Here is a 25,799-nt window from a genome sequence, read left to right as displayed (position 1 = left end):
CTCGTGCCCTGGTGCTGGGCCTCCTCGTGCTCGCCGCCCCGGGGGCGGCGGCGGATGGGCCGTGGGGCTTCGGGGACTTCCTGGAGCCCGTTCGCATCCCCCAGGTCTCCGCCGAGACGTGCGAGGCCTGTCACACCAAACAGCACACGGCCTGGAACCAGTCCCACCACCGGGCGAGCTTCGACAACCCGCTCTTCCTGGAGGGCTTCGCCACCGAGCCCCATGCGCGGTGTGTGTACTGCCACGCCCCCAGCGAGGAGCAGTCCCAGGCGCTCCTGCGAGGGCGGCGGCGGGTGGTGCGTGAGCGGTCGCTCGCGTCCGTGCCCCGGGAGTCGCTCGCGCACGAGGGCATCACCTGTGCGACGTGCCACCTGCGAGAGGGCGCGGTGCTGTCACCCCACGCGGGTGTGGTCTCGGATGCACACCCGGTGCGGCACGAGCCCCGGCTGCGCGAGGCGTCGTTCTGCGCGGGGTGCCACGAGTTCCTGGGCCACGATGTGGTGGACGGCCGCACGGTGCTCAACGACGAGCGGCTGCAGACGACCTTCAGTGAATGGAGCGCCTGGCGCGCGGGCGGAGGGACGCGCACGTGCCAGCAGTGCCACATGCCGGACAAGGCCCACACCTTCCGAGGCGCGTATGACTTGGAGTACCTGCGCGGCGCGCTGAGCGTGCACGTGGAGCGCGAGCGGGGCCGGTGGGTGGCGGTGGTGGAGTCGCGGGGCGTGGGCCATGCGTTTCCCACCGGGGACGTGTTCCGCCACCTGGTGCTCTGGGCGGATGACACGTCCGTGGCGCGCTTCGGTCAGACATTCGCGCTCACGCCCACGGAGGCGGGCGAGGTGACGTTGAAGCGCACGGCCAACACGTCCCTTCAGCCCGGGGTGCCCGTCCGGGTGCCCCTGCCGAAGGGCACCCGGCGCGTGCGCGTCACCTACCACTACGCCCGGGGCGACACCCCCTCGGTGGAGCTGGCCACCGAGCGGGTGCCGTGAGTCCGGCGCCTTACTTCAGCGAGTCCAGGTAGGGCCGGTGGTTGTTGGTGAACTCGAAGTTGGCGAAGGCATCCCAGTTCACCGACCAGGACATGAGGCCACGGAAGCTCTTGTTGTTGGTCACGTTGCTGCGCACGGTGTAGCTGCCGATGGACGTGCCCTTGACGAGCGCGTTGACGGCCTTCTGCACCTCGGCGGGGGTGGTGTAGCCGCCGCCCGCGTTGCCGTTGGCGGGCAGGCCGATGACGACCTGGTCCGGGCGCAGCGCGGGGAAGAAGTTGGAGGCGTTGCGCGCCACGGGGAAGCCCGTGAGCAGCATGTCCGTCATGGCCACGTGGAAGTCCGCGGTGCCCATGTTGTGGTACTGGTCGTCCAGGCCCATGATCGGGCCCGAGTTGTAGTCCTGCACCTGCAGCCAGTTGAGGATGTCGCGCGTGGCGTAGAGCACGGGCAGGTAGGCGCCGGCGCGGTTGTCACAGCCCGAGCAGCTGCCGCCGTAGAACTGGTAGCCCAGCTGCACGAAGAACGTCTCGGGCGCCATGGTGAGCATGAACTTCGTGCCGAAGTTGTTGCGCAGCGAGCGGATGGCGGCGATGAGGTTCACCACCACGGGCGTCTTCGGGTTCTTGATGTCCGCGTCCCCGGCGTTGAGCGACAGCGAGTGGCCCTCGAAGTCGATGTCCATGCCGTCGAAGCCGTACGTCTGGATGATGGACGTCATGGAGCTCACGAAGGCATCGCGCGCCGCCGTGGTCTCCAGGCGCACCTGGCCGTTGGCGCCGCCGATGGAGATGATGACCTTCTTGCCCAGGCCCTTGAGGTAGGCCACGTCCGACTTGAAGTCCGCCACCGAGGTGCCGTAGGGCGTGAAGGCGACGGTGCCGCCCGTGGGGCTCGTGGGCTCGGCGAAGGACACGTTGATGACGTCCCACTTGGTGGACACGTTGCGCAGGCGGATGAAGCCCGAGCCGTTGTCGAAGTTGTGCCAGTAGCCCACGAGGATCTTGCTCGGCACGTCCCCGCCGCTGGTGCTGCCCTTGTCCGTGCGCGCGCTCACGGCGCCGCTCATCGCGGAGCGGTTGCCCGCCGCGTCGACCGCCTGGACCGCGAAGGTGTACGCCGTGTCGGCCTGCAGCCCGGCCACCGTGGCGCTCGTCGTGGTGCTGGTGGCCACGAAGGTGGTGGTGCCCGCGAAGACCTCGTAGCGCACCACGCCCACGTTGTCCGTGGAGGCCGTCCAGCTGAGCGACACGCTGCTGCTCGTCACGCCCGTGCTCTTGAGGCCCGAGGGGGCGGTGGGCGCCTGGGTGTCGGTGCTCTGCGGCGACGTGGTGGTGCTGAACGCGCTGCTCGCCGTGGAGCGGTTGCCCGCCGCGTCGCGCGCCTTCACCGTGAAGGTGTAGGTCGTGTTGGCGCTGAGCCCGCTCACCGTCACGCTGGTGGCGCCGGTGGTGCTCGCCACGGCCGCGGAGCCGCCCGAGAACACCTCGTAGCCCGTCACGCCCACGTTGTCCGTGGAGGCCGTCCAGGTGAGCGTCACGCTGCTGCTCGTCTTGGCCGAGGCGCCCACGCCCGAGGGCGCGCTGGGGGCCTGGGTGTCCTGGGGCTGCGAGGCACCGGCCTCCCACAGGGCGGGGACGTTGGGCGGCTCCCAGCCCGTGAGCGACGTGTGCGCCTGACGGCAGGTGTAGCCCTTGCTCGAGTACGTCACCGTGTCGCTCTGGGCGTAGGCGACGTTGGGCGCCCAGGCGCCCCGGTTGGCGGCCTCGGCCAGGGCGGGCACGAGCCCCATGACCAGGACGGCGATGGCCAGCAAGAGCCCGGAACGGGCGGGGTGGTTTCGGGGGGAGACGTGCATTCCCATGCTCCTCGGTGTGAGTCCGAGTAGGAGGCAGGGGGCCTTTTTTTCGGGTTAATCCCCGGGAACCGCTCTAGCGGGCATTGGGCAGGGACTCGAAGGGCCAGGGGCGCTGCTCGGCGGGCGCCTTCGGGGGGAGCCACCGGTCCGCGAGCCGTTGCGCGACGCGCCAGGGCTCGCCCCCGGCGCGGTTGGTCAGGACGATGACCGTGAGGCGCTCGGCCGGGTACTTCACCACGGCGTTGGTGAAGCCACAGGTCTCGCCGTGGTGCGTCAAGCGCGGGCGGCCCTCGTCCTCGTCCACGAACCAGCCGAAGCCGTAGGGGGAGCGGGAGCCATCGGGCAGGGGCGTGGCGCTCCAGGCGAGGCGCTGGGTGTCGGCGCTCACGAGGGTGTGGGCCTCCAGGGCGCGGTGCCACAGGGCCAGCGCGGTGACGGAGGCGTAGATGCCGCCGTCCCCCAGCACGGCGCTGGTGGGGCTCTGATCCCGGGGGACGAAGCCGCCGGCCGCGTCGGTCGCGTAGCCGTGGGCGCGCCGGGCCACCGTGTCCTGGCCCTCCTCGTGGGCCACCGCGTCGCGCATGCCGAGCGGCGCGAAGACGCGCGTGTGCAGGAAGCGGGCGAAGGGCATGCCGCTCACGTGCTCCACCACGAGCGCGAGCAGCGCGTAGCCCGAGTTGCTGTAGCGCACCGCCGTGCCGGGCGGGAAGTACGTGCCCGGGGCGCGCGCGAGCAGCCCGGGCACGTCGCGGTCCTTCACCTGTTCGGCCTGGGTGGCCGGGACGAAGGCCTCGTAGTCCCAGAGGCCCGAGGTGTGCTGGAGCAGGTGCCGCAGCCGGACCTCGTGCAGGCCGGGCGGCAGACCCGGGAGCACGTCCTCCACACGGTCCTCGTAGGCGAGCTTTCCCTCCTCGACGAGCAGCAGCACGGCCAGGGCGGTGAACTGCTTGCTGAGCGAGGCGAGCCGATACTGGGTGTCGGGTGTGGCGGGGGTGCGCGAGGGCAGGTCCGCCAGGCCCGAGGCGTGCGTGAAGACCACGCGGCCCTCGTGGAGCACGAGGGCACTGGCGCCGGGCTCGTCCGGGTGGGCGTAGTCGGCGAGCAGGGCGCGCGCCGAGGGGGCGCACCCGGTGCCCAGCAGCAGGACGGTGCAGAGCGCGAGCGGAAGGGGTGGGGCGGACACGGGGCGGGGACTACCGGCCCAGCTCGCCGCGCAGCTGCTGGATGGCGGCGAGCAGCGGGGGCGGGTGCAGGTTGCTGGGCACCTCCACCGCGAAGCGCTCGAAGGCGTCCAGGGCCTTGGCCTTGTCGCCCTGCTTCATGGCCAGCGCGCCCATGAAGAGCAGGCCCTCCTGGGCGTCCGGGTACGTGTCCGCCAGCCGCGTCAGCTCCGCCTCCGCGCCGGCCTCGTCGCCGCGCACGGCCCGCAGCACGCTCTGGTGCACGCGCAGCTCCACGTGGAAGGGGTCCACCGCGAGCCCCCGCAGGGTGACGCGCTCGGCCTCCTCGTACATCTGCCGCCGGATGAGCTCGTGGCTCAAGAGCGACGCGGCGTCCAGGTCCCCCGGGTTGTCGCGCAGCCGCTGCATGGTCTGCTCCAGCTCCGAGTCCCCGGACGGCGCCGCCGGAGCACCGGCCGGGCCATTGGCGGCCATGCCCGGGGGCGTGCGGCCCGTGGCGGCCTCGTTCTCGCCGCGCGCGTGCTGCTCGGACACCAGGGTGTAGCCCAGCACGCCGAAGAACAGCACCGTGCCACCGCCCCACAGCGCGCCCTTGAGCTGCGGCGGCAGGAAGCCCGGGGCCTGGGGCCTGGCCACCGGCGCGGGCACGTCCGCGCCCTTCTTGAGCTGCTCGTCCCGCGCGCGCAGGGCCAGGGCGGCCTCCCGCTCCAGCCGCGAGCGCTCGGCCTCGTAGCGCTCGGCGGGCAGGGTGTGCTTCTCCGCGGCCAGCTCCTTGAGCTGCTCGATGAGCGACTGGTAGCGCCGCTCCAGGTCGTCGAGCGCGCCCGAGCGGGGCGCGGCCTCGGCGCCCTTGCGCCGCTGGGAGAGCAGGAAGAGGGCCGCGGCGACGAAGCCCACGGCGAGCACGATGAGGCCAGGCGTCCAGTTGGTGGCGGGGTTCATTGATCCAGCTCCCGGCGCACGGCCGCGAGATAGGGGTCCACCGGCTCGGTGGAGGCGTCGGCCGGGGCCGACGCGGAAGGGGCGGCGGGGGGCGTGGCCGCGGGGGGCCGGTGCACCTGCCGGTAGATGACGAAGGCGCCGCCGAGCAGCAGGGCCACGGGGCCCAGCCACACGAACAGGTTGAAGCCGTCGGCCTTGGGCTGCAGCAGCACCCACTCGCCGTAGCGGGCCACGAAATAGTCGCGCACCTCCTGGTCCGTCTTGCCCTCGGTCACCAGCTCCCGGATCTTGTCGAGCTGGGCGCGCGCCATGGACGAGGGGCTGTCCGCGACGGACAGCCCCTGGCACACCGCGCAGCGCAGCTCCTTGCCGAGCACTTGCACGCGCGCCTCGAGGGGCGGCGCGAGGGGTTCACTTCCGGCCTGTTGGGGCGCGTACTGGCCCGTGGCGAGAAAGAGAGTGAGCGTGAGCAGGGCGGCGGTCATGGGGGACCCGTCTACCTATCGTCCTGGACCGGGTGTTGCCCAGTGGAAAGCCAGGGAGCGGGCGGGCAGGGCCGCCTGTCCGGCGGCTCAAGAGGGAGGCGGGGCCGAGGCCCGGCCCATCCGGGCCTGTCTCAGCCGCAGGAGGCCGGTGGCCATGAGGCTCAAGAGCCGGAACTCGGCGGGCTCCAGCCGTTTCACCGTGCGCACCAGGCGGCGGATCTCCGCGGGCTCCTCCACCGGCCGGGCCGGGGGCTCCTTCGCCCAGAAGTTCTCCTGGGCCGGCGTGAGCCCCAGCAGCACGTCCGAGGGAATCTGGAGGATTTCCGAGAGCTTGCGCAGGGTGGGCACGCTCGGCAGCATGCCGCCGCGCTCCAGGCGCCCGTACACCTCGGTCGCCAGTCCCACCCGTTCGGCGACGTCTTCCTGGGTGAGATTGGCTCGGACCCGGGCCGCCCGGGCCGCGGTCCCAATGGTCGTTGCCAGTCCTCGTGGGAGGGTCATGCCTTGCGATCCTGCAGGAGGGTCGGTCGAGAAAAACGCGGGGCCCGCACCTCCGCGTCCGGACCCACATGACTTCTAAGATAGCCGGAAAAGGGGTGACTTCAAGAGTCATCTGTGAGCATGACCCGACTTTCGAGGTCAGGGCATGCGCGCCATGGCCCCGTGCGATGCGTCAATCGGGCTTGGTCGTTCATGGGGCGCATGTTTACCTTTGGAGTCTGTTTTCGCCTACCCCCCTTCGGTGAGCCCCCCGGAATCCCCTCACCTCCATCTCACCTCCATTAAGGAGCAGCGCCCATGTCGACTCGGCCCCATCCCGATCCAGCCCCCAAGGGGGCCCCCGCCGTGGTGCTGGAGGCCGGACTGGCGAGCTACGAGCTCGTGCGCTCGCTGGGGCAGGGCCACCATGGAGAGCTGCTGCTCACGCGGCAGCGCTACCCGGGCGGCTGTGGCGGGCTCACGGTGCTCAAGCGCCTCAACCGCGTGGTGCGCCAGGAGGACTACCAGCGCCTGGTGGAGGAGGCGCGCCTGGGGGGGCTCCTGCGCCACCCCAACATCGTCTCCGTGCAGCTGCTCGCGGGCGATGCCGCCGAGCCCCTGCTCGTGCTGGACTATATCGAGGGGCAGTACCTCGGCGACGTGCTGCGCCGCGCCGAGCGCTCGGGCCGGGTCCTCTCCGAGGCCCTGGCCTGCCACGTGACGGCCGAGGTGGCTGACGCGCTGCATTACGCCCATGGGCTCCAGGACGAGAAGGGGCGGCCCCTGGGGGTGGTGCACCGGGACGTGACGCCCCAGGCCATCCTCGTGGGCCGCTGGGGCGAGGTGAAGCTGTCGGACTTCGGGGCCGCCTGGTCGCGCCTGGAGGGGCGCATCTCCACCGAGGGCGACAGCGACCTGGGCAACGTGGCCTACAGCTCGCCGGAGCGCGCCCAGCTCGAGCAGCTCGATGGCCGCTCGGACCTGTTCTCCCTGGGGCTCGTCTTCCTGCAGCTGCTCACCGGCCGGCACCTCCTGGACGCCGCCCCCCGTCACGAGGCGGAGCTGCTCGGCCGCCAGCTCCGGGGGCGCGGGGAGTCGGGGCGGGCGGAGCTGGAGGAGCTGAGCGCCACGCGCACCGCGGAGCTGCTCAAGCGCCTGCGCGAGCTCACCCCGGCGCGGGTGGAGGCGGCGCTGGGCGGGGTGGCCGAGCCCCTGCGGCCCGTGGTGCGCCGGCTGCTCGCGCCCCAGCGCGAGGCGCGCTTCGCCACGGGCGCCGAGGTGGCCGAGGCCCTGCGCGAGCACCTGTGGCGCTCGGGCCCGCGCTACGGCCACACCGCCCTGGCCGCCGAGGTGGCGGCCCTGACGGACTCCGTCCTGGAGGAGCTGGAGGAGCCGGTGGACCCCGCTCGCCGGGGGAGGGGTGGAGCGAAGGGGCGCCGGGGGGGGGCGGGCAAGGGGACCTCGGGGGCCTGAGGCCCTTGGCCCGGGGGCTCGGGCCGTGTTAGGTCGCCGCCTTCCCCTGTGCGCGGTTTCACCCAAGGAGTCGGGAAGATGGCTCGCCGTCAGATCCGTGTCGTCGGCGCGATGTTGCAGAACGCCGAGGGCCGCTACCTCATCACCCAGCGCCCGCCCAAGGCGACGCTGCCCTTGTTGTGGGAGTTTCCGGGCGGCCGCGTGGAGGAAGGCGAGGGCGATGAGCAGGCGCTCGCCCGGGAGATCCGCGAGGAGATGGGCGTGGAGGTGGAGGTGCTGGAGCAGGCCCTGCACACCCACCACGAGTACCCCGCATATGACATCGACTTCCGGGTGTACCGCTGTCGCCTCGCCCACCCGGACGCGGCCATCCAGCACGTGCGGGTGCACGACCACCGCTGGGTGCTCCTGGAGGAGATGCAGCAGTACCGCTTCCCGGACGCCGACTCCAAGACGCTGGCCCGGCTGTTGGACCTGGAAGGCTGACGTGCGGCGCGGGTACGCCGGACTCCTGGCGACCCTGCTGCTGTGCGCCTGTCCGGCGAAGAAGCCGGAGGCGGCGCGCGCGGAGGCGGTGGTGCGCTACCCCCCGGCCGAGGGCGTGCCGGGCTGTCGGCTCTATGGCGAGCCCCGCTCCGTGGGCGCGGTGCCCCTGGTGCTGGCGGAGATGTCCGGCCTGGCCGCGAGCGTCCAGCACCCGGGCGTGTTCTGGTCCCACAACGACTCGGGCAACGCGCTCCAGGTCTTCGCCATCGAGGCCTCCGGCAAGGTGCTCGCCACGGTGACGCTCACCGGCGGGCCGGCCGGGGGCACGGACGTGGAGGACATCGCCGTGGGGCCGTGCACGCCCGGCGAGGCCCGCGCCTGCCTCTTCCTCGCCGACACGGGTGACAACTTCGAGCGCCAGCCCCGCGCGCACCTCCTGCGGCTGCCCGAGCCCGAGCGCCTCGCCGACGACACCCTGCCGGTGGACACGCTGACGTTCGCCTGGCCGGACCGCCCCCATGACTGCGAGTCCCTCGTCGTCGAGCCGGGCTCGGGGCGGCTGGCCGTCATCACCAAGGAGCGCGACTCGCTGGGCGAGGTCTTCGCGCTGCCGGGGCTCGCGCCGGATCGGGTGGCCCAGGCCGTCCACCTGGGCTCGCTCCGGGCGCCGGGCAACGCGGACTTCCTCACCACGGCCGCGGCGCTCCACCCCTCGGGGCAGCGGATGCTCTTGCGCACCTACACGCGCGTCTGGGAGCTGCGCCGCCCGGGGGCCACGCGCCTCGAGGAGCTGCTGCTCGGGCAGCTCGCCGAGGTGCCCGGTCCCAGCCAGGCCCAGTCCGAGGCCATCACCTACCTGCCCGACGAGGGCTCCCCGGACGACAGCCACGCCTATTTGATCGGCTCCGAGTTCGCCGGACAACGCCTCTACCAGGTCGACTGCCGCTGATCCTCACTGTCCGCTGGCCGACGCTGTCCAACACTGGGCATCGCTTTGGGCCGGAGGGACAAGAGGTGAGGTCCCGATCTCCTCATTAACGGGATCTGCTTCGCTCTCCGGGTTGACCGCCGAGCGGGTGTGGCCATCTTTGACCCACACCAAGTCGTACCGCGTACCACAGGGGTGCGCGTTCAGGGGGACGGGGAGAGTGCCGCCGATGAAGCCTCAGGACACGCCGCCGCCGGGAGCCAACCCGCGCGCGAAGAAGCAGGACAAGACGCCTCCACCGCAGCCCAAGGGTTTCCGCTTCGGTTCACCCCTGGCTTACATCTTCCTCCTCGTGCTGGGCTTCATGCTCTTCCGCAACGTCTTCCAGGACGCGGGCGTGCAGCGCGTGAGCTACAGCCGCTTCCGGGACGCCATCTCCGAGGGGCGCTTCAGCCGCGTCCAGCTCTCGCCCGAGTGGGTGAAGGGCTACCTCAAGGAGGGCGCCGCTCCCGCGCAGCAGGGCGGCGAGAGCGCCACCGCGAACAACGCCAACAACGCCAACAACAACGGCTCCAACGCGCCCGCCACGCCCACCGCGGGCTCGGGCGGCGCGGGCCCGCTCCGGGGTGAGCCCGGCGCCCTGCCGTGGATGGCCTACCGCGTCCAGGGCGACAACGATCTCGTGCCCATGCTCGAGGAGAAGGGCGTGCAGTACGAGGCCGTGCCCCAGTCCAACTTCTCCGACGTGCTGTGGATCTGGCTCGTCCCGCTCGCCCTGGCCTTCGTCTTCTGGAGCTTCATGATGCGGCGCATGGCCGGCGGCATGGGCCAGGGGCCGCAGGGTGTCATGAGCTTTGGCAAGACGCGCGCCAAGGTGCAGGCCGAGGCCGACACGGGCGTGGGCTTCAAGGACGTGGCCGGTGTGGACGAGGCCGTGGACGAGCTGCGCGAGATCGTCGAGTTCCTCAAGACGCCGGAGAAGTTCCGCCGCCTGGGTGGCCGCATCCCCAAGGGCGTGCTGCTCGTGGGCCCTCCGGGCACGGGCAAGACGCTGCTGGCGCGCGCCGTGGCGGGCGAGGCCGGGGTGCCCTTCTTCAGCCTGTCCGGCTCGGAGTTCGTGGAGATGTTCGTCGGCGTGGGCGCCGCCCGGGTGCGCGACCTGTTCGCCCAGGCCACCGCCAAGGCCCCGTGCATCATCTTCATCGACGAGCTGGACGCCATCGGCAAGAGCCGCAACGCGGGCGTGGCCGGCGGCCACGACGAGCGCGAGCAGACGCTCAACCAGCTGCTCGCGGAGATGGACGGCTTTGACAGCCGCGCGGGCCTCATCATCATCGCCGCCACCAACCGGCCGGAGATCCTCGACAGCGCGCTCATGCGCCCGGGTCGCTTCGATCGCCAGGTGCTGGTGGACCGTCCGGACAAGCGCGGCCGCGAGCGCGTGCTGGAGATCCACTCCAAGGGCGTGAAGCTCGGGCCGGACGTGGACATCAAGAACATCGCCTCGCGCACCCCGGGCTTCGCTGGCGCGGACCTGGCCAACGTGGTGAACGAGGCGGCCCTGCTCGCCGCGCGCAAGAACCGCGACGCGGTGCTCAAGGCGGACTTCGAGGAGGCCATCGAGCGCGTGGTGGCGGGTCTGCAGAAGAAGAACCGCCGCATGAACGAGCGCGAGAAGGAGATCGTCGCGCACCACGAGGCGGGCCACACGGTGGTGGGCTGGATGCTGCCCAACGCCGAGCGGGTGACCAAGGTGTCCATCATCCCGCGCGGCCTGGCGGCGCTGGGCTACACCATGTCGATGCCGCTCGAGGACCGCTACCTCATGTCCTTCGACGAGCTGCGCGACAAGATGGCCGCGATGATGGGCGGTCGCGCCGCGGAGGAGATCTTCGTGGGCGAGGTGTCCACGGGTGCCTCCAACGATCTCAAGCAGGCCACCGACGTGGCGAAGATGATGGTGCGCGACTACGGCATGAGCTCGCTGGGCCCGGTGGCCCTGGGCGCCGACCAGGGTCCGGGCTTCCTGCGCTCGGCCGGCCTGCCCGAGACGCGCACCTACTCCGAGCAGACGGCGCGCATGGTGGACGAGGAGATCCGCAAGATGGTGACCGAGGCGCTCGACCGGGCGCGCGCGGTGCTCACCCAGCACCGTGACAAGGTGGAGGTGCTCGCCGCGCGGCTGCTGGCCGTCGAGGTGGTGGACGAGGACGACCTCCGCACGCTGCTCGGGCCCAAGGCCACCTCCGGCCGGGGCCTCCTGCACCCCGAGGCCCATCAGGTCATCTCCGCCCACCCCGTGGGCGAGGAGCCCCTGCCTCCCGACGCCCACCACGCCACGGGGACCCTCCCGGACGTGTAGTGGCGGCGGACAGGGGAGCGGGTGGGTGACTGCCCGCCTGCTCCCGAGCCGGACACTCGCCCCTTCTTCGCCGCGCGGCCTGCGGTGTCGAAGGGGCGAAATTATGTTGCTCGGGAAGGAGGGAGCGCCCGTGGAGAACCGAATCGGTAAGAGCTATACGGCGCGCAAGTCGCTCTTCGCCAAGGGCTTGCGAGATGGACGTCTCACGGTGCAGGAGATCGAGGAGGCGCTGCCACCCGGCACCCTCACGGCGGCCGAGCGCTGGCTGCTGTACTACTCGCTCCGGGCCGCCCAGGTGGAGATCATCGACGAGGTCACCGGTCAGATCGACCATGGCTTCATGACGGAGCCCCCGTCGATGCCCGCGGAACACTGACGCCCCCGGGCCTCCCAGGTGGGAGAAGCGCTCCCCCCGACTTTGACTCGGGGGGAGGGCTGGTTAGGTTCGGCGCATGAATGGCAATCCCCGGACAGACAATCCGTTCCAGGACACCGAGCCCCAGGACGACGTGATTTCGCCCGAGGCGCCCCCCGAGGCGCGGGGCTCCGCCGCCGAGGTGGCGCGCCTGACGGCCGAGCTGGAGGCCTCCCGACGCCGCGTGGACCAGCTCGCGCGCGCCTACCAGGAGCTGGAAAAGGACCGCGAGGAGTTCAAGCAGCGGCTCACGCGCGAGCGCGAGCGCATGCTGGACGTGGAGCGCGGCAAGGTGGCCACCCAGCTGCTCGAGGCCGTGGACGAGCTCGACATGTGCTTGTCCATGAGCGGCCCCGAGGAGGCGAGTGGCCTGGCCAAGGGCGTGCGGCTCATCCGCGACGGGCTCCTGTCCAAGTTGCAACAGGCGGGCGTGGAGCGGCTCCAGCTGGTGGGCCAGCCGTACGATCCCAACACCGCCGAGGCCACCGACATGGAGATCACCCCGAATCCCGAGGAGGATCAGCGGGTGGTGTCCGAGGCGCGGGCGGGCTACCGGCTCAAGGACCGCATCATCCGGCCGGCCCGGGTGAAGGTGGCGCGCTACATCCCCCCCGCCAACGCCTGAGTCGCCTGCTAGGGTAGGCGGAGACCTTCCCCGCCGCCCCCGTCTTGGAGGGACCTGGGACGCCCCGGGTGGCCCGGGAAGCCGCTGGGGGGGGTGGATGTTGCGCCCCTCGCCATGCCCCCCGTCCTTTCTTCATCCGTTCTTCGTCCGCTGGCCCGTGGGGCCGGACTGCTCGCATGGCTGCTCACCTCGGCCGGGTGGGCGGCGCCGGACACGCTCGACACGTGGCTGTCGGCCCGGGCCCGGGAGCACACCGACTGGCTCGAGAACTCGCTGCGCGCCTCCCCGGGCACGGGCGGCCTGTGGCGCGAGTGGACCGCGTCCGAGCCCATGCTGCCGGGCTTCGTGCCGCCCGGCTCGCTCGCGCCCCTCATCCGCGCGGTGGAGTCGGGCGTGGTGAACATCAGCGTGACGGCGGCGGTGGGGCGCGAGGGCACCCGCTCGGCGAGCGGCTCCGGCTTCCTGCTCACCCCCGAGGGCCTGGTGGTGACGAACAACCACGTGGTGGCGCGCGGCAACGACGTGGCGAGCCAGATCGTCGTGCGCCTGGCGGACGGGCGCGAGTTCCAGGCCGAGGTGGTGGGGCGTGACGCGTCCACGGACGTGGCGCTCGTGCGGCTCCTGGGCGAGGACGCCCGGGGGCTGCCCGCGGTGTACCTGGGGGACTCGGACCGGCTGGAGGTGGGGGACTGGGTGCTGGCCATCGGCAACCCGTTCGGCCTGGACCACTCGGTGTCCCACGGGATGATCTCCGCCAAGGAGCGGGTGATTGGCGTGGGCCCCTTCGACGACTTCATCCAGACGGACGCCCTCATCAACCCGGGCAACTCCGGCGGGCCGCTCTTCAACATGCGCGGCGAGGTGGTGGGCGTGAACACGGCCATCATCAGCGAGGGCCAGGGCATTGGCTTCGCGGTGCCCAGCAACATGGTGAAGGACCTGCTGCCCAACCTGAGCCGCAACGGGCAGCTGCAGCGCGGCTGGCTCGGGGTGATGATCAACGAGCAGAACGAGGCGGGCGCGCGCATCGCGGTCGTCACGCGCGTGTACGCGGGCAGCCCCGCGGCGCGCGCCGGCATCCGCGAGGGCGACTCGCTGGTGGGGGTGAACGGCCGGCGCGTGGACTCCTTCCCGCAGCTCCTGCGCAAGGTGTCCCTGCTGGCGCCGGACTCGCGGGTGACGCTGTCGCTCATGCGCGAGGGCACGCCCCTGGAGGTGCAGGTCACCCTGGTGTCGCGTGGGGCCCAGGAAGGCGTCGGCGCCGGCGTCGCGGGCTCCGGCAACCTGACGGCGTTCGGCCTGTCCCTGCGCGACATCACCCCCGACGTGGCCACCACCCTGGGCGTGGTGCCCTACACGGGGCTCCTGGTGTCACGGGTGGAGCCCGGCTCCCCGGCCGCCCGCAAGGGCGTGGTGGCGGGGGACCTGATCGTCGAGGTCAACCGCCGCAAGGTGAAGGACCTGGCGGCGCTCAAGGGCGCGCTGGACAAGGGCTCGGGCGCCATGGTGCTCCTGCGCCTGCAGCGCGGCGACGTGCAGCAGTACCTGGCGCTGGAGCATTGAGGGCTCGGAAGACGGCCCGGGAGACGGCCCGGGAGCTACTTCCGGTTCGCGTCGCCCACCACCCACATGCCCAGGGGCTTGCCCGTGGTGGCGTTGGACAGGAGCACGCCCTCCACCCGGCACGACACGCCGTAGAGCTTGCCCCGGCCCTGGTTGCGCTCCATGCCCCAGATGCCCTCGGGCGAGAAGACGAGCTGCATGCGCACCTTGCGGCTGGAGAACAGGCGCATGAAGTCGGTGGCGTTCCACCCCTCGGGTGTGGTGCCCGTCACCCGGATGGGGGCCACGAGCGGCTGATCCTCGGCGCTCAAAGCACTGGGCGCCCCCTGGGTGAGGAAGTACGAGCCGCCGGGGAAGGAGGGGGTGACGAGGATGGTGTAGTTGCCGCTGCCCGGCTGGTAGGGCCCGGGCTGCACCATGCTCGCCGCGCTCTCGCCGACGATCATGTAGAGCTTCTTGCCCTCGTACTGCTTGCGGAACTCCTCCGAGGCGCCCCGGCAGCCCAGCCCCGAGAAGAAGCCCGAGCACTCCCCCACGTACTTGTCCAGGAACGTCCCGAGGCTGCCCAGCGCCTCGGCTTGATCCCTCAATTGGGCGAAGCGGGAGTCCACGTCCGCCAGGGCGAGGGTGGGCAGGAGCAGCACGGCCAGGAGCAGTCGTCGCACGGGGGGTATCTCCTCGGGAAGGGGGGCCGCGATGGTGCCACTCCTGGCGCCGCCCCGCATCTCTCCTGGTGGCGTACGTGTCGGTACGTGTCGGTGTGTTGCGGTGGAGATTTTGACTACATGGTCCCACCATGTAGTTTCTCTCCCACCTTCCACCCACCCCGGAGACACCCGTTGGCCCAGGTTCAGGTTCGTGAGCGCCGCGCCCATCTGCGTTTCGACAAGGTCTTCACCATCTACCTCTCCACGCAGGGGGGGTTGAGCCGGGGGATTGGCCGCAACATCAGCCAGCAGGGCCTGTTCGTGGAGACGCGCGAGTCCATGTCCCTGGGGGAGCGGGTGAAGGTGACGTTCGCGGGCGAGGACGGCACGGAGATGTCGTGCCTGTGCGAGGTGCGCTACCAGGTGGCGCTCTCGTTCGGCCGCAAGGACGGGCGCGAGGGCAACAGCCGGGGCGTGGGCCTGCGCATCGTGGCCTACGAGGTCCACGAGGACGCGCCGCTCTTGCTCGTGGCGCGCGAGCGGGTGATGCACTGAGGGAGGGGACACCCCGGGAAGTCCTCCCGGAAGTCCTCCCGGAGGTCCTCCGGAAGCACGAAGGGCACGGCCGCGTCGGGTGCGGACCGTGCCCTTCGTGTGTCCAGGGGGTGGCCTGTCGGGGACCCCCCCCGGGGCGGGATTACTGGGAGAAGCCCTCGAGGAGGTAGTGGGCCTCGATCCGCTTGAGCGCGAGGATCATCGCGGCGCAGCGCGGGTCCACTTCCTTGCCGATGCAGAACGGCCGGCTGTCGTGCGTGTCCGAGCGGCGCGACTGGTTGCGCGAGATGTCGCGGATGATGCGGTAGTTGCGCTTCATCGCGTGCTCGAGGCGCTGGTTGACCTCGGCCTCGCTCCAGCGCTCCATGCGCTTGTTCTGGATCCACTCGTAGTAGCTGACCGTCACACCGCCCGCGTTGGCGATGATGTCGGGGATCATGTCGATGCCGCGCTTCTGCAGGACGCGGTCGGCCTCGGGGGTGGTGGGGCCGTTGGCGCCCTCGGCCACGAGCTTCACCTTGAGGCGCTCGGCCACGTCGGCGGTGATCTCGCCGCCCAGGGCCGCGGGCAGGCAGATGTCGGCCTGCACCTCCCAGAAGTCCTTCTTGTCGATCTTCTGCCCGCCGGTGAACCCGAGCACGCTCTTGCGCAGGTTCTTGGGATCATTCACGTGGGCGAGCAGGGCGGGCACGTCGATGCCATCGCCGTTGTAGATGGTGCCGTCCGCGTCGTTGACGGCCAGCAGGCGCGCGCCCATGCGCTGCAGGATGGCGGCGCCGTGGCTGCCCACGTTGCCGAAGCCCTGGAGGATGAAGCTCTTGCCCCGGAGGTTCTCGCCCCGCTCGGCGTAGTAGTCCTCGATGCAGAAGGCGACGCCCTGGCCGGTGGCGGCCGCGCGGCCCTCGGAGCCTCCGATGCGCACGTCCTTGCCGGTGACGATGCCGCGCATGCCGTGGCGGTCGCGCTCACCGTCCGAGTACTGGCGGTACATGAGCGCCATGATGTCCCCATTCGTCCCCACGTCCGGCGCGGGGATGTCGATGTTGGGGCCGATCATGCTCTTGAGCTTGTACATGAAGCGCAGGGTGATGTTCTCCAGCTCCTCGCGGCCGTAGGCGCGCGGATCGATCTGGATGCCACCCTTGCCACCGCCAAAGGGGACCTCGGAGATGGCCGTCTTCCAGGTCATCTCGGCGGCGAGCGCCTTGAAGAGATCCAGCGACACCTCGCGGTGGTAGCGGATGCCGCCCTTGTAGGGGCCGCGCGCCTGGTTGTGCTGCACGCGGTAGGCCTTGAAGCGCTGGGACTCCCCGGGCACCAGCTGGTACACGTGGCCGTCGGGCAGGCGCAGGTGACCGCGGCGGATGGACACGTCCGAGCCGAGCAGGGCACGGCCATTGAGGATGATCTTCCCGTCGGCCAGGCGCTCCAGGCCCTCGGGGTTGCGCACCTGGGTGTGCGGCAGATCCGCGAAGTCGCGCGCCTGCTCGGGCGTCAGCGGGACCAGCCGGTCCTTGAGCTTGGCGGTGACGTAGAAGATGTGCTCGTAGTCGGGCTCCTCGAGCTCGAGGCGGACGCGCTTGTCCAAGCCGATGAGGTCGGCGGCGCGATGGAAGATCTCCATCGCCTCCGTGTAGACGGTGCGCTTGGGCGTCGGGGCCGGGGCGCGCATGAAGTTCTCTTCGCTGGCCATGGGGAGGAATCGCTCCTTGGGGTTGAGGCGATCGTCGGGGGTGTAACACCGCCCTTATGTGCATAGGCCCTGGCGGGGGTCAATCGCCTCTCGTTCTTCGTTAAAATGTAAAGCTTGAATCGTTTCAGGAGGTTAGCCAACGCGACGTGTCATGGACGTGACGCGTCAAGGCACGTGGGGACGAGCGACCGCGGCGCGTCGGAAAACGGACAAGGGTGGGGGCGGGGCCTGGACGGCGGAGGGCGCGTGAAGAAGTGCTTGCGGTGCCCGGAGGCCCATGGTACTTCGCGCTCACTTCCGGCGGCGGTGCGGAAGAGGCGGTGTTGGGCCGACATAGCTCAGTTGGTAGAGCAACTGATTCGTAATCAGTAGGTCTCCGGTTCAAATCCGGATGTCGGCTCCAGAAAACAAGAAGGGCCGGTCACGCGAGTGACCGGCCCTTTTTCTTTGCGCCTCGGCACGTCTGGCGCACGGGCGGAGGAGCGGCATGCGCACCCGGTGGAAGGCCTGGGCCCTGCTCGTGCTCGTGCTCCACGCCGCCTGCGTCACGGGGGCTCCCCGGGGCGCTCATCCACCTCGGCCCGTGGAGGACCGGGTTCACCTCTCCGAGCCCCTGGGGTTCGGGTCCGTGCGGGTGAGCGACTCCGAACTGGATGAGGCCCTCGCCGGTCTGATCCTGAACCTGCCGCTGCGGGTGGCCGGGGCGCATGTTCCGCGTTCCCGCAGCTGGCGGTTGGCACAGGCCTCCGCCTCACTCGCGGGCGAGGCGTGGCGCACGCCCCTCGCGCGGTCCTACGGTCACTTCTGCTCGCGGCGGGAGACGCCAGGCGACTGCCTGGGGCTGTTCAAGGATGGGCCGGGCCTGGATGGCGAGGACAAGCGCGACCTGGCCCTGGCGCTCTCCGTGAGCGCGGCGCTGGAGGCCCGCGACGCGGAGTTGCGAGGCATGGTCTCCACGACGCGGTTGTGGACGACGCTGAGCGTCTCGCTCATCGGCTACATGGCCCTGGTCGCGGCCCCCGAGCCCCTGTCCAAGGGGCTCGCCGCGGCGCTGACCCTGCTCCTGTGGGGCTACTTGGGCTGGGAGTTTCTCGACCTGGTTCGGGCCTACTTCCTCCTGTGGGAGGAGGCGGCGGAGGCCAGCACGTTCGCGGAGCTGCGCGAGGCGGGAGAGCGTTTTGGCCAGGTCATCGGGCCCAACAGCATGAGGATCCTCCTCTTGCTGGGCACGGCGGCGGTGGGCGGGACGGCGGCGCTCGTGTCCAGGGCTCCGACACTGCCGGGCTTCGCGAAAGCGGCCGGTGCACTCGAGTCCCATGCCGGCATCCGCGACGTGCTCACGGCCGCGCAGGAGGCGGACGCGGTGAAGGTCGCCGTGGCCGAGGGCACCATCCGCGTCGTCCTGCCCGCCCATGTCGTGAGCATGGCCACGAGGGACTCTTCCACTCGCGCGGACCCGCCGAGGAAGCCGGAGGTGCACCACATCGCCACCATCGAGAACAGCAAGTCCACGGTGCGAGGCGGGCCGTGGACACCCCGGTTCAAGACGCTCTTCGACAAGGCCGGGATGCGGATGAAGGACGTGGAGAACACAGTGCCTCTTGAGGGCCACAAGGGGCCTCATCCCGAGCGATATCATCGCCTTGTGTTCCGAGACTTGGATCAGGCGATGCGGGGCTGCCGGGGGGTCGCGGAATGCCGGGCTGTGCTGACGAAAGTACTCAGCGTGCTGGCCAAGGAAATCGCCACGCCGGGCTCGGAACTCAACCAACTCGTTACCCAGGGCGCATCGCGCTAGGTACCCAGTATGTCTCGACACTTCTTCGAGTTGTACGACGATGTCTACGTTTCAGGTCGATGGCACCTGGGCAATCCGGCCGACATACAAGGGCGAGAGGTGGACGACCCCTGGGTATTCAGGAGTGGCAAACCCGTGCGCATCGAGGGACAATTGAGGGTTCCTATTGAGCACGCGGGGAGAGCGCTCGATTTTAGTCTCGCGGGCCTGAGCGTCCCCGTCGTCCATGTCAGGGCAGCCAACATCTTCACGGAGCTCGCTCCTGACGACGTGCAACTCCTTCCCGTGGACCTGGAAAGCGCGCCGGATTCGTACCTCATCCTCGTGGCCACGCGGCTCCTCACCTGTATCGATGAGCAAGCTTCCCGGATCCGGCTTTGGACGCATGAGGATGGGCTCCCTCACAAAGTCGGACAGTATGCCTCCGTGCGTGACATGCGCATCGATCCGTCGGGAGTCGGCGAGGCCAGGGTGTTCCGCGCGCAGGGATGGTCAGGCCCCCTGCTCGTTTCCAGTGAAATCAAGGAGGCGCTGGAGCGCGCGGGCATTACCGGGGTGAAGTTCGAGGCGGTCTGATGGCTGCGCTGTCGCGGCGCTTCGCGGAGTGTGAATGATCCGCTGACGTGGACTGAGGTTAAGTTTCCTCATCCGGCAGGAGAGCGCGCAGCAGTTCGTCGTCGGGACCGAGCGGGCGCCAGCCGGAGGGTGGGGGCTTGGTGAGGATCGCTGTGCTGACCCGTCTTGCTCTGTCCTGATGCGTTTCTGGAGTGTAGGCAATCCACGAGCTGAGCGCCTTGGCGACCTGGAAGCGGTTGGCATCATCCAACACGGTGGGCCAGCCACTGGGGATACCTTCGGACAGCTCGCGTACAAACACGTCGCGAACGAAGCGTGTGACCTGCTTGCGCTGCTCCGCCTCGTCAAGCAATCCGCTCAAGAATTGCACTGCTGCGACGTCTTCCTGTCCAAGCTCTTCCGCCAGCAAGTACAACGGGACGGCGGGGCGCGCGTCGGCGAAAGCGGTGAGCGAATCATACCCACGCTGATGAACTCGCTCATACAGGCGCGCCTTGACGTTGCCTCGCCACGCACGCCCATCACTCATCGTGCACTCCAGCGAATGAAGTTCATCGGGATTTTATAATCCCTCATGTTCTTCGCGACGAACTCCAGGATCTCGTTTCGCGTCAACATCCGATGTCAGCGCCGCGCACCCGGAGAGCAGCAGGGCCAGGGCGAGCAGCAGTCCGGTCCACGGCCCCATCCGCGCGGCAGAACGCCAACTCCCAGTCGGGAAGGCCGGCAGCGGTGGTCCCCTCACTCCATCAGGCGGGTGATCCGGCCCTTTCGCCTGCGCGAGCAGCGGTAGCACCCGCCGCGTGGATGTCATCAGTGCCTCCGATGATTCTATCGGACGGTCCTAACAAATCCGGACAGACGGACAGCACCGGTGAAACAGGCCTCGTCTCGTAGGGTCCGCCATCTGGCCGCACGGGTCGCCCCATCACCATGCGCGGCGCGTGGCCAGGTTACCGGCGGCTCTGGCGTGTCAGCCGTCGTGTCCTCGCGCTGGTTCTGAGCACTCCCTCCGTGAGGCGGTTGCGAGCGGGGCGGTTCCTTCTGTATGGCTCGAAGCGGCGTTCCGCGTTTCGGTCCGTCGCACCTGACAGGCGCTCCCAGGAGAAGAATCCGCCATGCTCCACTTCGACCGCCACGGCCTGCCCCTCTCGACGACGTCCGAAATCGCGGCCGAGTGCTACCGGGAGGGCATGGACCTCCTGCTCTCCGCCTGGCCCGGCGCCGCCGAGGCCCTGGACGCGTCGATCGCGGCCGACCCGGACTTCGCCCTCGCCCATGCGGCGCGCGCCCGCCTGCATACGACCCGCGCCGAACCCGACAAGGCCCGCGAGCGGATCGCCACGGCGACCGGGCTCGTCGCCCGGCGGGGGACAGCGCGGGAGCGGAGCCATGTCGAGGTCCTCTCCCTCGCGATCCACGGCGCCTCGGCGAAGGCGCTGGAGCGGGCCCTCGCGCATGCCGACACCTGGCCGAGGGATGTCCTCATCCTCTCGCTCCCCCTGGGGGCCTTCGGGCTCTTCGCCTTCTCGGGCATGGCGGACCATGACCAGGCGCGCGTGGACCTCTGCGAGCGCCACGCCCGGCACTACGGCGCCGACGACTGGTGGTTCCTCACCTACCGGGGCTGGTCTCACGCCGAGAACGGCGCGGTGGGCCGTGGCCGTGACCTGCTCCAGCGAGCCTGCGAGCTGCGGAGAAACAACGCGAACGCGGTCCACGCGCACGCGCACGCGATGTTCGAGAGCGGCGCGGGGGAGGACGCGGAGGCACTGATCGCGGATTGGCTGCCAGGCTACGATCGCACCGGCATCCTGCATGGGCACATCGCCTGGCACGCGGCGCTCGTCGCCCTGGAGCGCGGTGACGCGGAACAGGCCCTCGCCCTCTACGCGGAGCATGTCCAGCCGTCGGTTTCCGCCGGGATGCCGATCAACGTGGTCAGCGACGCCGCCTCGCTGCTGTGGCGCCTGCGGGCCTACGGGCACGCGGTCCCGGCGGGGCTGTGGGAGCCGGTCGCGGCCTATGCCGAGCGGTCCTTCTCCCAGGCGGGCTTCGCCTTCATCGATGCGCACATGGCCCTCCTCGAGGCGGCGACCGGCGACAAGGCCGCGGTCGAGCGCCGCGCCGAGGCGCTGACCCGCCTGGTCGAGGCGGGCACCCTGGCCGCGGGGCCGGTGGTGCCGGCGATCTGCCGCGCGACCCTCGCCTTCGCGGAGGAGGAATACGCGGGCTGTGTGCGCCTCCTGGAGCCTGTCGCGGCCGAGGTGGTGCGCATCGGGGGCAGTGGCGCCCAGCGCGAGGTGCTGGAGGACACGCTCCTCGTGGCCCTGATGCGAAGCGGTGAGGTGGCCAAGGCCCGCGCGCTCCTCGACCGCCGCCTGCACCGCCGCCCGTCCCCGCGCGATACGCGCTGGCGCGGCCTGCTCACCGCCTGAAGCGCTCCCTGAAGTCGAGCAGGCTTGAGACTAGACCCCCTCATCTGGCAGGAGCATGCGCAGCACCTTGTCTTCGGGACCGAGAGGACGCCAGCCGGGCGGAGGGGGTGTTTCGAACAGGGCATCGCTGGCCCGATCGACGCGTTCCTTGTGGGTCTCTGGGGTGTAGGCGAACCAGCGGCCGAGGGCCTCGGCGATCTTGAAGCGGGTGGCGTCGTCCAGCACCGTCGGCCAACCGTCGGGCACGCTCTGGGACCACAGGCGCGCGAAGAGGTCGCGCACGAAGCGCGTGACCTGCTTGCGCCGCTCGGCCTCGGCGAGCAGCCCACGCAGGACCTGCACTCCTGCGACATCGTCCTGACCCAGTTCCTTGGCCAGCGTCACCAGTGAGGCGGCGGGGCGCGCTTCCGCGAAGGCGGTGAGTGAGTCGTAACCCCGATCGCGGACACGCTCGTACAAGCGTGCCACCCAGTTGCCCTGAAAAGGATGTCCGTCGCTCATGGCCGTCTCCACGAGATGAAACGCGGAGCACTCAATCCCCGCGCTGACCCTTGGCGGAGGGATTGCGTCAGTGGGGCACAACCCAGGGACAGTGGCGCCAGGACGAGCAGCAGGGCCGCACTCATGGGCCCCAGGACGTCAATGCGCATTGTCCACCTCCAAGGCCAAAGGCGAGGGCCCTCGGCCACCCCGTGCGAGAGGGCACCTCGGTCAGCGACGGCCTTTTGGGACCAACCGCCTGGGAACATGCCAGTTCCTCGGCTGTGCGAGGAAGCGCAAGAGCGCGTTGGGTGGGGCAGGGCGTCGCCACGGCTCGCTTCCGTCCGATACCTGACGCGCTGGGGTTGCGTCTCCTCATGGTTTACTTCGGAAACGACCCGCCTTATTGTTTGCCTGGGAAAAAAATCCATCTTCCTCGCGAGGCCCCCGTCATGCCCGAGACCCAGACCCTGTCGCTGCCGGAGAATGCGTCCCTGTTCACCCGCCTGAGCGTGGCGCGCCAGTGCCTCAAGGCGCTCCGGAAGGATCCGACGAATCCCACCTACGGGCAGGTGTTCAACCAGAGCCTGAACGGCAACCTCTACGCGACGCTCGCCCAGGCCCTGTGGCGCAGCGAAGAGGGCCGCCGTCTGCTGACCGAGCGGCCCTCCCTGCAAGGCAAGGAGCTGGACCTGGCCGCGCTGGAGCGCCTGCCCGAGGGCACGCTCGGCCATGATCTGGCGCGCTACTTCCAGGACAACGAGATCTCCCCCTTCGAGACGACGCTCGAGCTCAAGACGGACGTCGACTACATCTCCAAGCGCTACCGCGAGACGCACGACCTGTTGCACGTACTCACGGGCTACGGCACGGACGTGGTGGGCGAGATGGAGCTCCAGGCGTACGTGCTGGGCAACCTGCGGCTGCGCACCTCGGCGCTCGTCCTGACGAACGGCACGGTCCATCACTTCAAGGAGCCGCAGGCCGGCGTCGGGCGGTCCGAGTACCTCCAGCGGGTGTGGGCCGCCTTCCAGCGGGGCCGGGTGTCCCCCCGGTTCCTCGGCTTCCGGTTCGAGGAGCACTGGAGCACCCCGGTGGCCACGCTGCGGGCGCGGCTGTGCGCCCCCGCCCAGGCCTAGGGCGCCTGGCCCAGCCGCTCCGCGATCCGCCGGAACACGGTGTGCGCCTCCGGCGTGAAGGTGGCGCCCATGAACACGTGGAAGCCGCCCGGGGTCTCGTCCAGCTGGACCTGTCCGCCGGCGGCGGCGACACGGTCTCGCAGGAGGCGCGCGTCCGGCAGGAAGATGTCGTGGGTTCCCTGGTAGATCTGCAGCGGTGGCAGGCCCTTGAGGTCCGCGAACAGCGGGCTGAGCCGCGCGCCGCGTGGATCCTCGGCGCCCGCCCACCAGCGGCCTTCCTCCACCAGTTCGGAGGCGCGGAGCATGATGTCGCGCGGCTGCACCGCCGCCACCTCCGGGTTGGACAGCGTGAGGTCCAACCACGGAGAGAACAGGACGAGGTGGCCCGGCAACGGCAGGCCCTGTTCGCGATAGGCGAGCGCCTGGGCCAGCGCCAGGTTGCCGCCCGCCGAGTCGCCGCAGAGCACCACGCGCGCTGGCGCCGTGCGCCCGAGGACGTCCCGGTACACCTGCTCCAGGAAGGGAAACGCCTCGGCGGCGGTGTGCTCGGGCGCCAGCGGGTAGAGGGGGACCGTCACCGTCGCGCCGGTCTCCTCGATGAGCTGCTCGAGGATGTCCCAGTGCGCGCCCTGGAGCGGATTCACGAACGCGCCCCCGTGCGTGTAGATGATGTGCCAGCCGCTCGCCCCATGCTTCGGGGTCAGCGTGTAGACGGGCTGGCCGAGCACGGTGTCCTCCCGCACGTCACAGCGATTGCGCAAGGCGCGGGGGAGGGTCGCGGGGGTGGGGGGCTTCCGGTTCTCGTACTTCCGCCGGAGCTCGGCGGGATCCCGCTCTGGACCCCGCCCGAGCCGCACCGCGGTGGAGGCCAGCCGCAGCCGCACGCTCGGAGTGCACCCGGTGCCGGACGTCATGAGGGAGAGCAGGCCCAGGGCGAGCCCGAGGCGGGTCCGGGAGCCCACGCGCGGGAGGCGTTCGAGCGGGTTCATCCGGGGAACAGCGCCCCGCGCAGCGCGGCCGTGTAGACGCCCCGGAACTCGCGCGACACGCCGGCGCTCCGGGCGATGACCTCGAAGCCATGGAAGGCGCCGGGCACCACGGTGACGGCGCAGGGCACGCCCGCGGCCTCCAGGCGACGGGCGTACGCGAGGTCCTCGTCGTGGAACAGGTCATGGGTGCCCACGCCGAGCCAGGCCGGCGGCAGCCCCGAGAGATCCTCGCGCCGCGCGGGGACGGCATGGGTCGGCGCCTCCGCGCCCCCCGGCTCGTGGCCCAGGTAGGCACGCCACCCGAACACGTTGCTGCCCTGGTTCCAGGTGCGGTGGTGCGTGCCGTCGATGTCCGTGCGCCTCGTCGTGCGGTCATCCAGCATCGGGTAGACGAGCAGTTGGAAGCAGGGGCGGACCTCGGCGCGATCATGGGCCCGTTGCGCCAGCGCCGCCGCGAGCCCGCCGCCCGCGCTCGCCCCGCCGATGGCGATGCGCTCGGGAAGGACGTCGAGCGCGCCCGCCTGGGCGAAGAGCCACGTCAACGCCGCGTAGCAGTCCTCCAGCGGGCCCGGAAAGGGGTGCTCGGGCGCCAGCCGGTAGTCCACGGAGACGACGAGGATGCCCAGCTCCCGGGCGAAGTCGATGCACAGGAAGTCATCCATCTCCGGCAGGCCGAGGATGTAGCCGCCCCCGTGAATCCACAGCAGCGCCGGAGTCGGGCCGGGGGCGGGCTGTCGGGGCCGGTAGGTCCGCACGCGGACGGGCGGCGCCCCGGAGGGCCCGGGCACCCGCGTGTCCTGGACGACCACGTCCTCGGGGATGCGCGTCTTGGGCATGAAGCGCATGATCAAGCGCATCACGGCGAGCACCGGCCGGGTCATCGTGATGTTCGGGTGGAGGCGCGCGATCCGTTGCAGATCGGGATGGAGGGGAGGGGAGGCGGATGGCATGGGTCTGCTCCTCGCGGGCGTATCGGGGATTTAGCGGCGCCGGGTTCGCGGCGCACGGGGCGGCTCGGGGGGACCGCCGAGGCCTCGCAAGAGCACGTCCACGACGAAGTCCGCGTAGAGCTCCACATTGGCGGGATGGTGCATGTCCAGGCCGAAGGCGCGCTGGACCGTCCCCGGCTCGGCGAAGGGTTGGATGCAGGCGCCGATGAGGAGCGGGTAGGTCAGCCGCGGGTCCACGGGCCGCAGCGTGCCATCCTCCACGGCGGCCGCCAGCTCGCGCTGGAACAGCTCCACCTGTCCGGAGATCCACCGGGTGTGCAGCTCCTCGAAGGGGGCGCCGCTCGCGTTGCTCTCGGTGCGCAGCAGCCGGCTGAGCTCGGGGTGGCGGCCCAGGAAGGCCACGAGCGTGCGCAGCAGTCGCGACAGCCGCGTGCGCCGGTCCACGCCCTCCTCCTCCGCCTCCTGGATGGTGTGCGACAAGGCCTCGTTGAGATCCTGGTGGAACTGGGACAGCACCGCGAGCCACAGCCCCTGCTTGGAGCCGAAGTGGTGGTGGACCAGGGGCTGGGTGACGCCCGCGCGCCGGGCGATCCCCGCCGTGGTGGCGCCCGTGAAGCCGTGGTCGGCGAATTCGCGCAGCGCCGCCGCGAGGATGTCGGCGCGCCCCGCGCTCTGGGTGGGTTCCTTGCTCACGTCGCCATCCTGCTCGGTCCCGGCGCGTTCGTCCTTCTCCAAGTGCGA

25 protein-coding genes and 1 tRNA gene are annotated in these 25,799 nt (G+C 70.6%); 14 read left to right on the top strand and 12 right to left on the bottom strand.

The features are described from left to right. Positions 1 to 11 precede the first annotated feature (11 nt). Complete coding sequence (locus I3V78_RS28230) at positions 12 to 995, top strand: hypothetical protein (RefSeq protein WP_204491964.1); 984 nt, start codon at positions 12 to 14, stop codon at positions 993 to 995. 10 nt (positions 996 to 1,005) lie between these two features. On the opposite strand, the gene I3V78_RS28225 is transcribed toward I3V78_RS28230, so the two are convergent. The 5 genes from I3V78_RS28225 to I3V78_RS28205 form a co-directional block, all read right to left on the bottom strand. Next, the gene (locus I3V78_RS28225; RefSeq protein ID WP_204491962.1) at positions 1,006 to 2,853 is read right to left on the bottom strand and encodes a fibronectin type III domain-containing protein; all 1,848 of its coding nucleotides are present in this window, start codon (positions 2,851 to 2,853) and stop codon (positions 1,006 to 1,008) included. 73 nt (positions 2,854 to 2,926) lie between these two features. Next, a complete protein-coding gene (locus I3V78_RS28220) occupies positions 2,927 to 4,036 on the bottom strand; it encodes a serine hydrolase (RefSeq protein ID WP_204491960.1) in 1,110 nt (369 codons plus the stop codon). A 10-nt stretch (positions 4,037 to 4,046) separates the two neighbouring features. Continuing rightward, on the bottom strand, positions 4,047 to 4,976 hold the full coding sequence (locus tag I3V78_RS28215; RefSeq protein WP_204491958.1) for a tetratricopeptide repeat protein: 930 nt from the start codon (positions 4,974 to 4,976) through the stop codon (positions 4,047 to 4,049). Next, positions 4,973 to 5,461, bottom strand: coding sequence for a cytochrome c-type biogenesis protein (locus I3V78_RS28210; protein ID WP_204491956.1), 489 nt, complete (start codon positions 5,459 to 5,461; stop codon positions 4,973 to 4,975). The genes I3V78_RS28215 and I3V78_RS28210 overlap by 4 nt, the downstream gene beginning before the upstream one ends. Before the next feature lie 87 nt (positions 5,462 to 5,548). After that, complete coding sequence (locus I3V78_RS28205; protein ID WP_204491953.1) at positions 5,549 to 5,962, bottom strand: helix-turn-helix transcriptional regulator; 414 nt, start codon at positions 5,960 to 5,962, stop codon at positions 5,549 to 5,551. A 297-nt stretch (positions 5,963 to 6,259) separates the two neighbouring features. Here I3V78_RS28205 and I3V78_RS28200 point away from each other — a divergent pair, with 297 nt between their 5' ends. The 7 genes from I3V78_RS28200 to I3V78_RS28170 all read left to right on the top strand — a co-directional run bounded on the left by I3V78_RS28200 (position 6,260) and on the right by I3V78_RS28170 (position 13,793). Then, positions 6,260 to 7,414, top strand: a complete 1,155-nt coding sequence (locus I3V78_RS28200) for a serine/threonine-protein kinase (protein WP_204491950.1) — start codon at positions 6,260 to 6,262, stop codon at positions 7,412 to 7,414. 78 nt (positions 7,415 to 7,492) lie between these two features. After that, positions 7,493 to 7,900 carry a (deoxy)nucleoside triphosphate pyrophosphohydrolase gene (locus tag I3V78_RS28195; RefSeq protein ID WP_204491946.1) on the top strand — a complete coding sequence of 136 codons (408 nt, stop codon included), beginning with the start codon at positions 7,493 to 7,495 and terminating at the stop codon, positions 7,898 to 7,900. 1 nt (position 7,901) lies between these two features. Then, positions 7,902 to 8,849 (top strand): hypothetical protein, encoded by a 948-nt coding sequence (locus tag I3V78_RS28190; protein WP_204491944.1) that lies wholly within the window; start codon positions 7,902 to 7,904, stop codon positions 8,847 to 8,849. A 208-nt stretch (positions 8,850 to 9,057) separates the two neighbouring features. Next, positions 9,058 to 11,190 carry an ATP-dependent zinc metalloprotease FtsH gene (gene ftsH, locus I3V78_RS28185; protein WP_204491942.1) on the top strand — a complete coding sequence of 711 codons (2,133 nt, stop codon included), beginning with the start codon at positions 9,058 to 9,060 and terminating at the stop codon, positions 11,188 to 11,190. A gap of 130 nt (positions 11,191 to 11,320) precedes the next feature. Then, positions 11,321 to 11,566: an RNA polymerase sigma factor region1.1 domain-containing protein gene (locus I3V78_RS28180; RefSeq protein WP_204491940.1), complete on the top strand. Its 246-nt coding sequence runs from the start codon at positions 11,321 to 11,323 to the stop codon at positions 11,564 to 11,566. Positions 11,567 to 11,642: 76 nt separating this feature from the next. Next, complete coding sequence (locus tag I3V78_RS28175; RefSeq protein ID WP_204491938.1) at positions 11,643 to 12,230, top strand: nucleotide exchange factor GrpE; 588 nt, start codon at positions 11,643 to 11,645, stop codon at positions 12,228 to 12,230. Positions 12,231 to 12,344: 114 nt separating this feature from the next. After that, a complete protein-coding gene (locus tag I3V78_RS28170) occupies positions 12,345 to 13,793 on the top strand; it encodes a trypsin-like peptidase domain-containing protein (RefSeq protein WP_204491936.1) in 1,449 nt (482 codons plus the stop codon). A 35-nt stretch (positions 13,794 to 13,828) separates the two neighbouring features. Here I3V78_RS28170 and I3V78_RS28165 read toward each other — a convergent pair whose 3' ends face one another. Further along, complete coding sequence (locus tag I3V78_RS28165) at positions 13,829 to 14,458, bottom strand: DUF6066 family protein (protein ID WP_204491934.1); 630 nt, start codon at positions 14,456 to 14,458, stop codon at positions 13,829 to 13,831. Between the two features lie 174 nt (positions 14,459 to 14,632). On the opposite strand from I3V78_RS28165, the gene I3V78_RS28160 reads away from it, so the two are divergent. Further along, entirely contained in the window at positions 14,633 to 14,995 is a 363-nt protein-coding gene (locus I3V78_RS28160; RefSeq protein ID WP_204491931.1) for a PilZ domain-containing protein, read from the top strand. A gap of 142 nt (positions 14,996 to 15,137) precedes the next feature. Here I3V78_RS28160 and I3V78_RS28155 read toward each other — a convergent pair whose 3' ends face one another. Next, on the bottom strand, positions 15,138 to 16,688 hold the full coding sequence (locus tag I3V78_RS28155) for a Glu/Leu/Phe/Val family dehydrogenase (RefSeq protein ID WP_204491928.1): 1,551 nt from the start codon (positions 16,686 to 16,688) through the stop codon (positions 15,138 to 15,140). Between the two features lie 327 nt (positions 16,689 to 17,015). Between I3V78_RS28155 and I3V78_RS28150 the strand changes: the two genes are divergently transcribed. The 3 genes from I3V78_RS28150 to I3V78_RS28140 all read left to right on the top strand — a co-directional run bounded on the left by I3V78_RS28150 (position 17,016) and on the right by I3V78_RS28140 (position 19,062). Then, positions 17,016 to 17,091 (top strand) — tRNA-Thr (locus tag I3V78_RS28150). Positions 17,092 to 17,175: 84 nt separating this feature from the next. Next, positions 17,176 to 18,486 (top strand): AHH domain-containing protein, encoded by a 1,311-nt coding sequence (locus tag I3V78_RS28145; protein ID WP_204491925.1) that lies wholly within the window; start codon positions 17,176 to 17,178, stop codon positions 18,484 to 18,486. A 9-nt stretch (positions 18,487 to 18,495) separates the two neighbouring features. Beyond that, complete coding sequence (locus I3V78_RS28140) at positions 18,496 to 19,062, top strand: imm11 family protein (RefSeq protein ID WP_204491923.1); 567 nt, start codon at positions 18,496 to 18,498, stop codon at positions 19,060 to 19,062. Between the two features lie 58 nt (positions 19,063 to 19,120). On the opposite strand, the gene I3V78_RS28135 is transcribed toward I3V78_RS28140, so the two are convergent. Then, positions 19,121 to 19,591, bottom strand: a complete 471-nt coding sequence (locus tag I3V78_RS28135; RefSeq protein WP_204491921.1) for an NUDIX hydrolase — start codon at positions 19,589 to 19,591, stop codon at positions 19,121 to 19,123. Positions 19,592 to 20,180: 589 nt separating this feature from the next. Between I3V78_RS28135 and I3V78_RS28130 the strand changes: the two genes are divergently transcribed. Beyond that, complete coding sequence (locus I3V78_RS28130) at positions 20,181 to 21,500, top strand: tetratricopeptide repeat protein (protein ID WP_204491919.1); 1,320 nt, start codon at positions 20,181 to 20,183, stop codon at positions 21,498 to 21,500. Positions 21,501 to 21,530: 30 nt separating this feature from the next. Here I3V78_RS28130 and I3V78_RS28125 read toward each other — a convergent pair whose 3' ends face one another. Continuing rightward, a complete protein-coding gene (locus tag I3V78_RS28125) occupies positions 21,531 to 22,001 on the bottom strand; it encodes an NUDIX hydrolase (RefSeq protein WP_204491917.1) in 471 nt (156 codons plus the stop codon). A 431-nt stretch (positions 22,002 to 22,432) separates the two neighbouring features. Between I3V78_RS28125 and I3V78_RS28120 the strand changes: the two genes are divergently transcribed. Continuing rightward, positions 22,433 to 23,119 (top strand): Coq4 family protein, encoded by a 687-nt coding sequence (locus I3V78_RS28120; RefSeq protein ID WP_204491915.1) that lies wholly within the window; start codon positions 22,433 to 22,435, stop codon positions 23,117 to 23,119. Here I3V78_RS28120 and I3V78_RS28115 read toward each other — a convergent pair. The 3 genes from I3V78_RS28115 to I3V78_RS28105 are packed head-to-tail and all read right to left on the bottom strand — an operon-like array spanning position 23,116 to position 25,751. Further along, the gene (locus I3V78_RS28115) at positions 23,116 to 24,108 is read right to left on the bottom strand and encodes an alpha/beta hydrolase (protein ID WP_204491913.1); all 993 of its coding nucleotides are present in this window, start codon (positions 24,106 to 24,108) and stop codon (positions 23,116 to 23,118) included. The two genes, I3V78_RS28120 and I3V78_RS28115, sit on opposite strands and share 4 nt — an antisense overlap. Further along, positions 24,105 to 25,058: an alpha/beta hydrolase gene (locus I3V78_RS28110; RefSeq protein WP_204491911.1), complete on the bottom strand. Its 954-nt coding sequence runs from the start codon at positions 25,056 to 25,058 to the stop codon at positions 24,105 to 24,107. The genes I3V78_RS28115 and I3V78_RS28110 overlap by 4 nt, the downstream gene beginning before the upstream one ends. A 30-nt stretch (positions 25,059 to 25,088) precedes the next feature. After that, positions 25,089 to 25,751, bottom strand: a complete 663-nt coding sequence (locus tag I3V78_RS28105) for a TetR family transcriptional regulator (protein WP_204491909.1) — start codon at positions 25,749 to 25,751, stop codon at positions 25,089 to 25,091. Positions 25,752 to 25,799 lie beyond the last annotated feature (48 nt).

Source organism: Archangium primigenium, assembly GCF_016904885.1.
GTDB classification, from domain to species: domain Bacteria; phylum Myxococcota; class Myxococcia; order Myxococcales; family Myxococcaceae; genus Cystobacter; species Cystobacter primigenius.
This window is presented reverse-complemented; position numbering and strand designations above follow the sequence as displayed.

Coding starts and splice junctions, on each gene's coding strand:
- I3V78_RS28225 (WP_204491962.1), bottom strand. CDS start 2,853: ATGCACGTCTCCCCCCGAAACCACCCCGCCCGTTCCGGGCTCTTGCTG.
- I3V78_RS28215 (WP_204491958.1), bottom strand. CDS start 4,976: ATGAACCCCGCCACCAACTGGACGCCTGGCCTCATCGTGCTCGCCGTG.
- I3V78_RS28210 (WP_204491956.1), bottom strand. CDS start 5,461: ATGACCGCCGCCCTGCTCACGCTCACTCTCTTTCTCGCCACGGGCCAG.
- I3V78_RS28205 (WP_204491953.1), bottom strand. CDS start 5,962: ATGACCCTCCCACGAGGACTGGCAACGACCATTGGGACCGCGGCCCGG.
- I3V78_RS28200 (WP_204491950.1), top strand. CDS start 6,260: ATGTCGACTCGGCCCCATCCCGATCCAGCCCCCAAGGGGGCCCCCGCC.
- I3V78_RS28195 (WP_204491946.1), top strand. CDS start 7,493: ATGGCTCGCCGTCAGATCCGTGTCGTCGGCGCGATGTTGCAGAACGCC.
- ftsH (WP_204491942.1), top strand. CDS start 9,058: ATGAAGCCTCAGGACACGCCGCCGCCGGGAGCCAACCCGCGCGCGAAG.
- I3V78_RS28175 (WP_204491938.1), top strand. CDS start 11,643: ATGAATGGCAATCCCCGGACAGACAATCCGTTCCAGGACACCGAGCCC.
- I3V78_RS28170 (WP_204491936.1), top strand. CDS start 12,345: ATGCCCCCCGTCCTTTCTTCATCCGTTCTTCGTCCGCTGGCCCGTGGG.
- I3V78_RS28155 (WP_204491928.1), bottom strand. CDS start 16,688: ATGGCCAGCGAAGAGAACTTCATGCGCGCCCCGGCCCCGACGCCCAAG.
- I3V78_RS28145 (WP_204491925.1), top strand. CDS start 17,176: ATGCGCACCCGGTGGAAGGCCTGGGCCCTGCTCGTGCTCGTGCTCCAC.
- I3V78_RS28140 (WP_204491923.1), top strand. CDS start 18,496: ATGTCTCGACACTTCTTCGAGTTGTACGACGATGTCTACGTTTCAGGT.
- I3V78_RS28135 (WP_204491921.1), bottom strand. CDS start 19,591: ATGAGTGATGGGCGTGCGTGGCGAGGCAACGTCAAGGCGCGCCTGTAT.
- I3V78_RS28130 (WP_204491919.1), top strand. CDS start 20,181: ATGCTCCACTTCGACCGCCACGGCCTGCCCCTCTCGACGACGTCCGAA.
- I3V78_RS28125 (WP_204491917.1), bottom strand. CDS start 22,001: ATGAGCGACGGACATCCTTTTCAGGGCAACTGGGTGGCACGCTTGTAC.
- I3V78_RS28120 (WP_204491915.1), top strand. CDS start 22,433: ATGCCCGAGACCCAGACCCTGTCGCTGCCGGAGAATGCGTCCCTGTTC.
- I3V78_RS28115 (WP_204491913.1), bottom strand. CDS start 24,108: ATGAACCCGCTCGAACGCCTCCCGCGCGTGGGCTCCCGGACCCGCCTC.
- I3V78_RS28110 (WP_204491911.1), bottom strand. CDS start 25,058: ATGCCATCCGCCTCCCCTCCCCTCCATCCCGATCTGCAACGGATCGCG.